The organism is Salinicola sp. CPA57 (assembly GCF_003206035.1).
Classification (GTDB): domain Bacteria; phylum Pseudomonadota; class Gammaproteobacteria; order Pseudomonadales; family Halomonadaceae; genus Salinicola; species Salinicola socius.
The window spans coordinates 23273-35114 of record NZ_PZJR01000016.1 but is presented as its reverse complement, the minus strand read 5'-3'; the positions used below and the strand labels follow the sequence as shown (position 1 = coordinate 35114).

Genomic DNA, 11842 nt, shown 5'->3' with positions numbered 1-11842 from the left:
CCGGCGCTGGAGGGCGCTTGCCACGATGAGCGCTCGGCGGTTCGCCTGTCCCGCCGGTCAGTCATCGCCAGCCTGGCGCATCGGCATCCGGTCGATGGTGGCGTAGATCTCCTGCAGATCAACGTCACCTCGAAGCTGAACCTTCTTGCCGCCGTCCTTGCCCACCAGAATCGTCGTCACGCCCTGATCGGGGTTCACCCCCAGCGCATCTAGCAGCGCCCGAGTTTCGTAGGGCGTCATCGGCTGGCCGTGGCGAGTGCCGCTATCGCCCTCGACCGTGTAGAGCAGCATGTCGCGATCGGCAAACTGGTTTCGTGTGTCATCGAGCTGCTGGCGTAGATGCCGATAGGCGGGTTGGCCGGGGTCCGGTGTCACCACGATCAGCGGGCGGAAGTTCCACTTGTCGGTAATCAGCGGGTTGGCGGGGTCGTTACCGCCATCCGCCTGCGCCGTGGCGCCGTTTGCCAAGAAGGCGCCAGCTACCAGGGCACCGGTCATCAACCATCGTTTCATGAGCGTCTCCACGCGTATCGTTTGCGAGTACTCTAGACCTTGTGACTCACGGAAGGGAGAGGGGTTCAAGACAAGGCCGCCAATCAAAGGGCATCGACAATCAAAGGGCATCGAGATCGAAACCAGGGAATGCAAATAAATTACCTAAAAAGGAAATTTATTTGTCGTAATTCAAGCGAAGGTATAACCTACAAACTGAAACGGAGGGATAGGTCATGGCCGCTCACGATGGTTTCGACTCGCCCCCGACGTCGATGGCCGCCTTGCAGGCGCTGTCGATCGCTGCACGTCGCGGAGAAGCTCAAGCCCCGAAATTGACGCCGGGGGGGCTCAAGCTGCTGGAGCAGTTGCTCGCGGCGCCGGAACTGGCAGCGACGCTCAGCATTTCGGCGCTGGCCACGCAGCATGGGGTCAATGCGTCCAGCCTGACTCGCCTGGCCCATGCACTGGGGTTGACCGGATTCAAGGCCTTCCAGGCGCTATTCCGGGCCGATGCCGCCACCGGGGCGTTCTATTCAACGCGTGCCGAGCGGCTGCTCGATCTCGGTCAGATCCCGAGTGACGGCGATCACCCGGTCCGGCAGCAGATGCTGTGGCAGGAAGAGATGGGCAATCTCTCGCGCACCGCCGAAGGGCTGAACGAGGCGATGCTGGCGGGTGCCGTCCGTGCCCTGATCGATGCGCGCCGAGTTCACGTGGTCGGACAGCGCGCCTGTTTCGCAGGTGCTCACTATCTCTCCTACTACTTGAGCTATCTGCGCAGCGACGTGCGGCTGATCGACTCGGTGGGCGGTATCAATCTCGAAGCGGTGCGCGAGCTGGAGGAGGGGGATCTCGTGGTGGGTATCAGCTACCGGCCGGAGACCCGGAGCAGTGTCGATTATTGCCACCAGGCACTCGAACAGGGCGCGCAGCTGCTCGCATTGACCAATCACCCCGCCGCTCGTCTCTCCACCATGACCGAGATGACGCTGCTGGCGTCCGCCGAAGGCCCGTTTTTCTTCAATCCCATGAGCAGCCTGTTCGTGGTGATCGAAATGCTGTTGTCCCACATGGCCCACGACATGGGCGGCGACGCCGTCTCGTCGATCCGTCGTCGTGAGGCCTTGATCGCCCGCTGGCAGATCGAATGATCGAACTGCCTTGATACCCCGACGACATCAGGAATTCCGCTGACATGACCGCTCGCCAGGGGCTCGCCACCGCCCTGTTGAATCACGCCTACGCCGATGACATCAACGCCACCCCGGCTTCCGATACCTTGTTGATCAACGAACAGTCGAGATGGCTGGAGTCACGGGGCGAGCGCATCATCAAGTTCGGCTTCGGCCAATCGCCGTTTCCGGTTTACGGACCTGCGGTAGAAGCGTTGGCCAGGCACGCCGACAAGAAAGCGTATCTGCCCGTCCAGGGCTTGCCGGCGCTAAGAGAGAAGGTCGCGGCTTTCCACAGCGAGCTCGACGGCACTTCATGGCTGGCCTCGCGCGTGCTGATCGCTCCCGGCAGCAAACTGCTGCTGTTCGCCCTGATCAAGGCGTTGCCGGCGGCGGAAATTCTGATCCCCGCGCCGGCCTGGGTCTCCTATGCACCACAGGCGCGCCTGGCAGGACAGACGCCGATCAAACTGCCAGCGAGTTTCGACACGCGCTGGCAGATCACGCCCGAGCAGTTGGAGGCGCATTGCCGCGGGGGTGGCAGCCGTACACGGCTGCTGATACTCAATGCGCCCGGCAATCCTTCCGGACTGTCGCCCGAGGCCGATAGCCAGCGGGCGCTGGCCGAGGTTGCGCGTCGCCACGGGGTGATCGTGCTGGCCGACGAGATCTACGGACCACTGACGCATGAGAGGGCGCATCGCGCCTTTGCGTGCGACTATCCCGAGGGCACGGTGACCACCAGCGGTCTTTCGAAGTGGTGCGGCGCTGGCGGATGGCGGCTGGGCGTGATGCAGGTGCCCGAAGCGCTGGGAGAGGAGATCTTCGCACGTTTTCTGGGCATCGCTTCGGAGACCTGGTCGAGCGTTGCCAGCCCCGTTCAGGAAGCGGCTTGCGTCGCCTACCAGCTGACACCGGCACTGACGCAATATCTGGATTGTCAGCGAGCATGGCTCAGCCTGATTGGCCACTGGTGTGCCACTCGGCTGCAGGCGGCGGGCGTTCGTACCCATCTTCCGGATGGCGGCTTCTACCTGTTCCCCGATTTCGAGGGATATCGAGAGGCGTTGTCGCGTCGAGGTATCACCACCAGCGCTGAATTGACCTCACGACTGCTGGCCGAGACCGGCGTGGCGCTGTTGCCGGGCAGCGCTTTCGGCTGCGATCCCGCTCAACTCACGGTTCGTCTGGCCTATGTCGATTTCGATGGCGCGGCGCTACTGGCGCACCTGCCGCAGCACCACGCTGACCCGATGGCGCTGCCGGCGCTGGTCAAGGTCCGCGAGGGTGTTCAGGCAATGATCGAATGGCTACCATGACGGGCGACCGCCGAGACGCCAGCCTTGTCTCAATGACGGGCCAGCGCCTGGCGGGCTGACTAGCGCGATACCGCCTGAGTTTCTTGAGGAAACATTAAATTTCCTGCCGAAACAATTCGCAGGGAACTCTCTTCCCCGAGCGGTATCCCACTACAGCACACGCATAAAATCGTACTTGGAGGTATTCATGCAAAGGATCACTGCATTCGTCGCGGCGGCAATGATGACGGCCGGACTTGTCAGCGCACCCGCCATGGCGCAAGACCAGAACGCAGCCGACAGCGGTTCCCAGGCCCAGGCTCCGGCCAAGAACTTCTCCGATGAGCAGCTGCAACAGTTCGCCGATGCGTCTCAGAACATCGCGATGATCTCTCAGGACTACACCGAGCAGCTGCAGAATGCATCCGAAGAGGGTGAACAGCAGAAGATTCGTCAGCAGGCCAACGACGAGATGGTGGATGCGGTCAAGGACAGCGGCATGAGTGTCGAGCAGTTCAACTCCATTGGCCAGGCCATCCAGCAGGATCCGCAGTTGATGCAACGCGTGAAAGGCATGGTTCAGCAACCACAGCAGTAAACGCGACATGCAGTGGCTCTGGCATTGCCAGAGTCGCGCATGAAAAAACCGCCGACAGCGAGTCGGCGGTTTTGTTGTGCCTGCATCGGGTCCGATGCATCACGAGAGCGCTGGACGATCAGTTGTTGTCGATCGCGTCGCTGGCATCGTCCAGAAGATCGGACGTTGCTGACTTGGTGTCCTTCCACGCACTGGAGGCGCCTTGCTTGGTGTTTTCCCACGCGCTGGCCGCCTGAGTCTTGGCGTTCTGCCACCAGTCATTGGTGTATTCCGGCTGCTGCTTCAGCGCGCTGCCGTCCATGTCGAGAACGACGCGATATTCCATGTCGTCGAGGTTGTCGTCGTGACGGGTTTCTACCGTGAAGTCGCCCTTCTGGACCACGAAATCCTTGTCGCCCATGTCGAGTACGCCACCGGCTTCGATGACCAGCGCCTGAACGCTCATGTCCTCGCCCAGCAGGATGTCTTCGACGTCACCCACGTCTTCATCCGGCTTGCTCGTCAAGAAGACGTCTGCATCCATCAGCTCATCGGCGGAGTAGAGGCCTTGCGGATCCTGGGTATCCTGCGCCAGTGCGGCCTGAGAGAGCATTGCGCTACCCGCAGCCAGTGTGGCGACGCCGAGTGTCTGCTTCCATGACAGTTTTTTCATCTCTATCTCCTTGCCTCGCGGCTTCTTGAACATGCAACTACCTGTAATCCATTAACTTTTGAAGATTACACTTTGTAATGTAGTTGCTCGCGTCACATTTGCAAGCCATGCGGACGAGGCGTTAGAGCATGAATGCCAGTTCCAGCGGTAGATAGACGAACGCCAATACGGTGGAGCAGAACACCAGACTGGCGACGTACTCCGGCTCGCGCCGGGAACGTTGAGCGAACAGATAGTTGTAGACCGCGACCGGCATGCTCATCTGCAGCGCCACCGCGCTGGCGGCCACCGGCGGCAGGCCGAACCAGGCGGCGGTGGCGAATGACAGCGCCAGCGCGATGGGGACACGGCAAAGCGTGAACAGGAACCCTGACGAGAGATTGCGCGCCTGGATGCTGGCCAGTGACACGCCTAGCGTGATCAGCATCAAGGGAATCGTCAGGCCGGAGAGCAGGTGGACGGTATTGCCGAGCCACGCGGGCAGATGAATCCCGGACAGCAGCAGGGTAAGCGAGATGGCGATGCTGTATAGCGTGGGGTTGCGTACCAGTGTCTTCAGCGGACTGCCGCGCGTCGCCATCATCATGCCAACGGTGAACTGGATCAGTGCATTGGCGACCCATGCCGTCATGGCGAAGGTGAATCCCTCTTTGCCGAAAGCGTAGAGCGAGACCGGCAAACCCATGTTGCCGGCATTGGGGTACATCATCGGCGAGATGATGACCTGCCAGGGTTTGCGTAGCAGCCTGGCGACGCCGAAACTTGCCACTGCCATACCGGCCAGCACCACGAAAGTCGTGGCGAGGGTGCGACCGAAGGTATGGGGATCGACCTCGGCATTGGCCAGCGATGCCAGTACCAGCGCCGGTGTGCCGATGTTGAATACCAGTTTGGTCACGAACTCGGTGGGGTAGTTGAAACCGAAGCGAATCCAGCCGAACCCGATGCTCGCGCCAATCAGAACGGGGGCCATGACGGCGAACAGTTGCGCGAGCATCCGGTTTCCTTGAACGTGATCGAGACGAAAGTCGAGAAGTCTATTGTCGTCAATCCGTCAGGTGGCTGGCAATGCACGATTGCGGTCGGGGGGCGCCCCCCCCGCTCGATCAGGCCATTTCGACCACGATGCGGCCATGATGATTGGCACAGGTTTCCAGATAGCGGTGCGCCTCGGCGATCTCCTCGAACGGAAACCGGTAATCGATCTGTGGCTTGAGTTCGCCGGCGCGGGTCATCCGATCGACGTCGGTAATGGCGCGATCCAGCGCCTCACGATTCTGGGGTATGCCCAGTTCGGGCTTGCCGCTGAAATTGGAAAGACAGTGAACGTAGAACTGAATGTTCTTGCGAAAGGCGGCCTGGGCCGGGAAGGTGGTCTGGTTGCCTCCCATCATGCCGTAGAGGATCAGCCGACCGCGCGGTGCGAGCACATCGCCCAGCAGGTTCATTTGAGGGCCGCCCAGCGCATCCAGCACCACATCGACGCCGTGATTGTCGGTCAGCTTGTTGATCCGCGAGGCGAGGTCCTGAGTCTCGGTATGGATGACCGCCGTGGCTCCCAGCGATTTCAGATAGTCGACCGCCGCCTCGTGCGGGGTTGCCGCGATGACCCGCGCGCCCAGCGCTCGCGCGATCTGCACCGCATAGGGGCCACCGATATGACAGGCGCCGGTGATCAGCACGGTGTCGCCGGGTTTCAGATCGGCGACTTCGCGAAAACCGAGCCAACTGATCAGCGAAGGGACGTAGTGGACACTGGCTTCGGCCGCGGTCAGGCAGCTCGGATAGGCGATCAGGGCCTCGGCCGGCAACACCACGCGCTCGCCATGTGCCGTATACTGATTGGGATCGAAAGCGGGGATCGAAGCCACGCGGTCGCCCGGCGAGAAAGCGCTGACGCCCGGGCCGACGGCGATCACCGTACCGGCCATCTCGGTACCCGAGCCGGCCGGCAGTCTGGCTTCCGTCGGCGCCATGTTGCGGCGCCACATGACGTCCTGCCAGTTGACGCCGAGCGCCTCGGTCTGGATCAGCACCTCGCCGGCTGCGGGCTGCGGGTCGTCGCGCTCAATGATTTCCAGAACGTCGGCATCGCCGAAACGTTGAAACTGTATCGCGCGTGACATTGTGAACCTCGAGGGTTTTGGAGCTTGCTATCGACTCTATCGACGATGGCCGGCAAACACTATGCTCGAGGATCGATAGTGGCTATAACGCTCATCGATACGACAACGCCATTTATCGATAGGACAACGCCACTTATCGATAGGACAACGCCACTTATCGATAGGAAAACGCCATTTATCGATACGCTACGGACACTGGTCGCTACGGCATGGACACTTGCCGGTATGGCACGGACACTTGTCGACAAGGCGCTGACGCTCATCGATACGGCGCCGGGACGCGGGTTGCCGTTGACGGATACTTGAAGGGACGAGCGGTCATCGCCACTCGTCGAACGGAGTGCATGCATGAATCGTAGTGATCTGCGTGGGGTGGATTTCAAGCTTCTGGTGGTATTCGAGACCTTGATGCAGGAGCGCAGTGTCTCGCGAGCGGCGGAGCGGCTGTTTCTGGGGCAGCCGGCCACCAGTGCTTCGCTCGCCAGACTCCGGGATGTCTTCGGCGATCCGCTGCTGGTGCGTACCGGGCGCCAGATGGTGCCAACCGCCAGGGCACAGCAGATCTACGAGCAGTTGCAGCCCGCCCTCGACGCGATTTCCAACGTGCTCAGCCGGACCAGCGACTTCGACCCCGCGACCAGTGAGGCGGTCTTCCGGGTTGGATTCAGTGACGACATCGAATTTGCCCTGCTTCCGGCGCTGCTCAAGCGGTTGCGAACCGAAGCACCGGGCATCGTGCTGGTAGTCCGGCGCGCCGATTTCCATCTGATGCCCCAACTGCTCAATACCGGCGAGGTCACCGTGGCCGCCGGCTATGCACGGGATCTGCCGGCCAACGCGAAGCAGAAGATCCTGCGTCACAGCCGGGCCAAGGTGCTGCGGGCGGACAGCAGTCCGGGCGCGTTGACCCTGGCCGACTACTGCGAGCGCCCGCATGCCCTGGTGTCGTTCGACGGCGACCTCAACGGCTACGTCGACGAACTGCTGGCCGAAAAAGGGCTCAAGCGTCGCATCGTGTTAGCCGTCCCGCAGTTCAACAGTCTTGCCTCGCTGCTGCGGGATACCGACATGGTTGCCACGGTGCCGGATTACGCCGCGGACGTGCTGGCCGCCCAGGGCGGGTTGCGAGTGGACGAAATGCCGCTGGAACGCGCACCCTCTCCGTTGAGCATGGTATGGCAGAGCGTCTACGACAATGATCCTGCCGAGCGCTGGCTGCGCTCGCGCATACAGATGATGTTCGCCGACGACAACGAATGAGTCGCCTCCGAGGACAGGGCTCGCCGCCACGTCTCTTGACTTCGTGAGTGAAGATCAGAATCATTCGCGCCTGCGGTCTGCCGGCCATCACCCGGTGCCGTGCTTCTCGCTCGATGCCTTCGCAAGCGTGCCTGGTCATCGCTTCCGCCGTGGAGTGCTGCGGCCAATGTCTCGCGCATGAAGGCATGAGCGAACCCAATCGCCGGCTACGGAATCCGAATGGAACTACTGCGCGTCGTCTTTCGTCATTATCGCTGGCCGTTCATCGGCGTCATGCTGCTTACCCTGCTGAGCGCGGCGCTGGGGATCGGCGTGATCGCGTTCATCAATCACTATCTGATCGTCACCGATGGCACCGCCATCACGGCACTGTTGCCCTTCATCGGCCTGATCGCGCTGCTGCTGGCGGTCACGCTGGGGTCGCAGCTGGCGTTGACGACGCTCGGACACCACTTCGTCTATCGGCTGCGCGGACGGCTGATCAAGCGCATCCTCGACACCGACATCGAGCGACTCGAGCAGCTCGGGAGCGCGCATCTGCTGTCGTGTCTCTCCAGCGACATTCGTAACGTGACCATCGCCTTCGTCCGCCTGCCGGAGCTCGTTCAGGGCGTGATCATCACGCTGGCCTCGGTCGGTTACCTGCTGTGGCTCTCGCCGCCGCTGCTGCTGATCACCGCGATCTGGATCACCGTGACCATGCTGATCGGCTGGTGGCTGGTGTCGAAGGTCTATCATCACATCCGGATCACCCGGGCCACCGACAGTCGGCTCTACCAGGATTACGAGACGATCATCCACGGGCGCAAGGAGCTGGCGCTCAATCGCGATCGCGCCAGACACTTGCTGGAAGAGGTTTACGGGGCCGATGCCCGGACCTATCGCGATCACATCATTCGTGCCGACACCTACCATCTGAGTGCAGGCAACTGGACCAACATCATGATGCTGGGGGCGATCGGCGTGGTGTTTTTCCTCGCCAACGGCCTGGGTTGGGCCAATACCGCGGTGGCGGCGACGTTTTCGCTGACGCTGCTGTTCCTGCGCTCGCCCCTGATCCAGGCCGTGGGCGCGACGCCGACCTTGATCACCGCCCAGGTCTCGTTCGACAAGCTGCGCGAACTGGCCCTGGCCGAATACCGCGCCGATTTCGATCTGGTCGAGACCCACAGCGAGTGGCAGTCTCTGGAGATGCGCGACATCACCTATCGCTACCCGGCCAAGGCGGGGCGCGAAGGATTTTCGGTAGGGCCGATCAACCTGCGCCTCGAGCGCGGCGAGCAGGTCTACCTGATCGGCGGCAACGGCAGCGGAAAATCGACCCTGGCCAAGCTCCTCACCGGACTCTATCGACCGCACGCCGGCGAGATCCGCATCGACGACGAGATCGTCGGCGAAGCCGACTGGCACCGCTATCGCCAACGATTCTCGGCGGTCTATACCGACTTCCATCAGTTCGATCGGCTGATGGGGCCTCAAGGGGGGCATGCCGATCCCGCGCTGTTGGACAACTGGCTGCAGACGCTGCAGCTGGCCCGAAAACTGCAGCTCGAGGAGGGGAAGATTCTCGATACCGAGCTCTCCCAGGGCCAGCGCAAGCGTCTGGCACTGCTGATGGCACTGGTCGAGCAACGCCAGATACTGCTGCTGGACGAGTGGGCCGCGGATCAGGACCCGCAGTTCCGGCGCGCCTTCTATCGCGAACTGATGCCGCGCTTTCGGGAACTCGGCATCACGGTCTTCGCGATCAGCCATGACGACCATTATTTCGCCCATGCCGATAGGCTGCTGGAAATGCGAGACGGCCAGCTGCGCGAGCTGACCGGTGAAGAGCGGGCGCTGGCCAGTCGGGATGCCGTGGCCAGAATCGATACGCCGTGAAGGGTGGCACAGCGACTGGCTAGTCGTTGCCGGCCGGCGGCGTGCTGTGGCATGCGAGCCTGCCGGGCGGTAGCGCCTTGCCCTTGCGCTGGCCCACGCTGCTCTCCTGGGCCAGACGCTGGCCGCCATGGCGGGCCCTGGCTTCCATCGCGGGAATCAGATCCCCTTCGCTGAGATGGCGCCAGAAGCGCTGCGGCATGTGTTGGGTCATCACCTTGTGGTTGAGTCGGGCCGGATTGAAGGTACTGACGAAATAGGTTCTCCAGAGCGCATGGTCCTCGTCGGCATTGGCGCGCTCGGCGGCTGTCCGCGCCTCGGTGGCCCAGGTTGCAGGGCAGGGGAAGCGGTAGTCGAGCGTCGAACCGTTCCAGTGCACGCCCCCTTCCGGCGTGGCAATCAACCAGGGCGAGCCGCCCATGCGGTCGGCGAAGTGCTCGGCGCCCAGATCGAGCACGTCATGCGCGGGCTCGAACCAGGCGACGTAGCGTTCTCCCAACGCATCATCGCGCCGATGGAACCGCAGAAAGGCGTGCATGTGATGCGCTTCCCGCTTGATCGCATGCCAGCGCTGATGCAAGAGATGACCATCCGCATCGGCGGGGTGAGTCGCCGCCGCATCGCCCTGGGCCCATCGCCACAGAACCCGATACAGCAACGGCCAGCGCGCCTGCTCGCCCCCGCGCGAGCGATAGCGGGCGGCGTTGCGCAGTAGCGCCAATTGCTCGCGCCCGATTCGGATCGATGTCGAAGCCGCTCCCCGGAATGGATGCTGCCTTTCCGCTGCTGGCGGCGAGGAGAACAGGTCGTCGTGGCTGTCATCGCCATCCCGCCAGGTCACGTTCGAGGGCGGTACGCCAGCCATCAACAGCTGCCGCGCCCGTTCGCGCCATTCCTCGAAATCGCGAGCGTGAGCGATACGTGGCGACAGTGACGATGGATCAGGATTCATGACGAAAGCTCCGGCTGATGACTCGCGCGCTTGTGTTGCATGGATCTACCACAACGCCATCTGGGCAGGCTGTGGCGCGGTCAGGCTTTGGCGCAGGCGGGTGCTGTCCAGGTTGGCGTCGGCGGGGCGGTAGTCCTGGGTGATGACGAACGGACGCAAGGTGTCCAGCCGGCAGCGCAGTGCGACCAGATCCTGATAGCGAATGCGGCGCAGTCGGCGCAGATCGACCAGCCGCTGCACGCTGCGCAGACCGATGCCCGGAACGCGGGCGATCATCGCCGGTTCGGCGCGATTGAGGTCGACCGGAAAGTCGTTGCGGTGGGCCAGCGCCCAGGCCAGCTTGGGATCGATCTCCAGGTCCAGGTTGCCCGGCGCGTTCAGCAGCTCTTCGACCTGAAAACCGTAACTGCGGATCAGGAAATCGGCCTGATACAGCCGATGTTCCCGCAGCAGCGGTGGCGCCGCCTGGGGTAGCCCGGCGGGACGTTCGGGAATCGGACTGAACGCCGAGTAGTAGACGCGCTTGAGACGGAAATCCCGATAGAGATGTTGGGCGGACTGCAGAATCGTACGGTCATCGGTGGCGTCCGCGCCGACGATCATCTGCGTGCTCTGACCGCCGGGTGCATAGCGCGGCGCCTGTCGCTTGGGATTGTTGCTGCGAACCGGATGGCGGGCATCCTGCCGGGCGTCGTCGTTGGCGGCATCGATTCGCTGGCGCATGTGATCCATGGCGGAATGAATGGTACCCAGCTCTTTCTCCGGTGCCAGCGTCTTCAGGCTGGTCAACGTCGGCAGTTCGATGTTCGCACTCAGTCGGTCGGCGTAACGTCCGGCTTCTTCGAGCAGTTTGGGGTCCGCCTCCGGGATCGCCTTGAGATGGATGTAGCCGCGGAATTGATGCGTCTCCCGGAGTGACCTGGCCACCTGAATCATCTGCTCCATGGTGTAGTCGCTGGAGCGAATGATGCCGGAGCTCAGGAACAGTCCGCTGATGGTGTTGCGGCGATAGAACGATAGCGTCAAGCGAACGACTTCCTCCGGCGTGAAGCGCGCTCGAGGCACGTTGCTCGATCGCCGATTGACGCAGTACTGGCAGTCGAACAGACAGAAGTTGGTCAACAGCACCTTGAGCAGAGACACGCAGCGTCCGTCCGGCGTGAAGCTATGGCAGATCCCCATGCCGTCAGAGGATCCGAGTCCCACCTTGCCGCGAGAGGAACGCTTCGGTGCGCCGCTACTGGCGCATGATGCGTCGTACTTGGCGGCATCGGCGAGGATGGAGAGCTTGTCGATCAGTTCCATGCAGTGATCCTGTGGCGTGTCCCGATGACTGTCTTTATATACAGTATTCGAGAATCGCGGGATCGACAAGGTCGGTGGCTCGATTTCGGGGGTTCCACGCCCAGCC

General features: G+C 62.4%; 11 protein-coding genes. 5 read left to right on the top strand and 6 right to left on the bottom strand.

The annotated features are described in order from the left end of the window. Positions 1 to 57: 57 nt before the first annotated feature. Positions 58 to 513: a DUF4174 domain-containing protein gene (locus tag DOM36_RS16865; RefSeq protein ID WP_075571572.1), complete on the bottom strand. Its 456-nt coding sequence runs from the start codon at positions 511 to 513 to the stop codon at positions 58 to 60. 215 nt (positions 514 to 728) lie between these two features. Here DOM36_RS16865 and DOM36_RS16860 point away from each other — a divergent pair, with 215 nt between their 5' ends. From DOM36_RS16860 to DOM36_RS16850, 3 genes are all read left to right on the top strand, one after another. Beyond that, entirely contained in the window at positions 729 to 1646 is a 918-nt protein-coding gene (locus DOM36_RS16860; protein ID WP_110643781.1) for a MurR/RpiR family transcriptional regulator, read from the top strand. 44 nt (positions 1647 to 1690) lie between these two features. Next, positions 1691 to 2986, top strand: a complete 1296-nt coding sequence (locus DOM36_RS16855) for a pyridoxal phosphate-dependent aminotransferase (protein ID WP_110643780.1) — start codon at positions 1691 to 1693, stop codon at positions 2984 to 2986. A gap of 187 nt (positions 2987 to 3173) precedes the next feature. After that, entirely contained in the window at positions 3174 to 3563 is a 390-nt protein-coding gene (locus DOM36_RS16850; protein WP_110643779.1) for a DUF4168 domain-containing protein, read from the top strand. Between the two features lie 118 nt (positions 3564 to 3681). Here DOM36_RS16850 and DOM36_RS16845 read toward each other — a convergent pair whose 3' ends face one another. The 3 genes from DOM36_RS16845 to DOM36_RS16835 all read right to left on the bottom strand — a co-directional run bounded on the left by DOM36_RS16845 (position 3682) and on the right by DOM36_RS16835 (position 6341). Further along, a complete protein-coding gene (locus tag DOM36_RS16845; protein WP_232823898.1) occupies positions 3682 to 4215 on the bottom strand; it encodes a PRC-barrel domain-containing protein in 534 nt (177 codons plus the stop codon). A gap of 121 nt (positions 4216 to 4336) precedes the next feature. Then, the gene (locus DOM36_RS16840; protein WP_110643778.1) at positions 4337 to 5212 is read right to left on the bottom strand and encodes an AEC family transporter; all 876 of its coding nucleotides are present in this window, start codon (positions 5210 to 5212) and stop codon (positions 4337 to 4339) included. Positions 5213 to 5321: 109 nt separating this feature from the next. Next, positions 5322 to 6341, bottom strand: a complete 1020-nt coding sequence (locus DOM36_RS16835) for a zinc-dependent alcohol dehydrogenase family protein (RefSeq protein ID WP_075571577.1) — start codon at positions 6339 to 6341, stop codon at positions 5322 to 5324. Between the two features lie 348 nt (positions 6342 to 6689). On the opposite strand from DOM36_RS16835, the gene DOM36_RS16830 reads away from it, so the two are divergent. Continuing rightward, on the top strand, positions 6690 to 7601 hold the full coding sequence (locus tag DOM36_RS16830; RefSeq protein WP_075571578.1) for a LysR family transcriptional regulator: 912 nt from the start codon (positions 6690 to 6692) through the stop codon (positions 7599 to 7601). A 219-nt stretch (positions 7602 to 7820) separates the two neighbouring features. Then, positions 7821 to 9482 carry a multidrug ABC transporter permease/ATP-binding protein gene (locus DOM36_RS16825; protein WP_110643777.1) on the top strand — a complete coding sequence of 554 codons (1662 nt, stop codon included), beginning with the start codon at positions 7821 to 7823 and terminating at the stop codon, positions 9480 to 9482. 19 nt (positions 9483 to 9501) lie between these two features. Here the strand turns inward: DOM36_RS16825 and DOM36_RS16820 are convergent, their stop codons facing one another. Beyond that, positions 9502 to 10431 (bottom strand): TIGR03915 family putative DNA repair protein, encoded by a 930-nt coding sequence (locus DOM36_RS16820; protein ID WP_110643776.1) that lies wholly within the window; start codon positions 10429 to 10431, stop codon positions 9502 to 9504. Between the two features lie 45 nt (positions 10432 to 10476). Continuing rightward, a complete protein-coding gene (locus DOM36_RS16815) occupies positions 10477 to 11736 on the bottom strand; it encodes a putative DNA modification/repair radical SAM protein (RefSeq protein ID WP_110643775.1) in 1260 nt (419 codons plus the stop codon). Positions 11737 to 11842: the final 106 nt, after the last annotated feature.

Coding starts and splice junctions, on each gene's coding strand:
- DOM36_RS16855 (WP_110643780.1), top strand. CDS start 1,691: ATGACCGCTCGCCAGGGGCTCGCCACCGCCCTGTTGAATCACGCCTAC.
- DOM36_RS16845 (WP_232823898.1), bottom strand. CDS start 4,215: ATGAAAAAACTGTCATGGAAGCAGACACTCGGCGTCGCCACACTGGCT.
- DOM36_RS16820 (WP_110643776.1), bottom strand. CDS start 10,431: ATGAATCCTGATCCATCGTCACTGTCGCCACGTATCGCTCACGCTCGC.
- DOM36_RS16850 (WP_110643779.1), top strand. CDS start 3,174: ATGCAAAGGATCACTGCATTCGTCGCGGCGGCAATGATGACGGCCGGA.
- DOM36_RS16840 (WP_110643778.1), bottom strand. CDS start 5,212: ATGCTCGCGCAACTGTTCGCCGTCATGGCCCCCGTTCTGATTGGCGCG.
- DOM36_RS16860 (WP_110643781.1), top strand. CDS start 729: ATGGCCGCTCACGATGGTTTCGACTCGCCCCCGACGTCGATGGCCGCC.
- DOM36_RS16865 (WP_075571572.1), bottom strand. CDS start 513: ATGAAACGATGGTTGATGACCGGTGCCCTGGTAGCTGGCGCCTTCTTG.
- DOM36_RS16825 (WP_110643777.1), top strand. CDS start 7,821: ATGGAACTACTGCGCGTCGTCTTTCGTCATTATCGCTGGCCGTTCATC.
- DOM36_RS16815 (WP_110643775.1), bottom strand. CDS start 11,736: ATGGAACTGATCGACAAGCTCTCCATCCTCGCCGATGCCGCCAAGTAC.
- DOM36_RS16830 (WP_075571578.1), top strand. CDS start 6,690: ATGAATCGTAGTGATCTGCGTGGGGTGGATTTCAAGCTTCTGGTGGTA.
- DOM36_RS16835 (WP_075571577.1), bottom strand. CDS start 6,341: ATGTCACGCGCGATACAGTTTCAACGTTTCGGCGATGCCGACGTTCTG.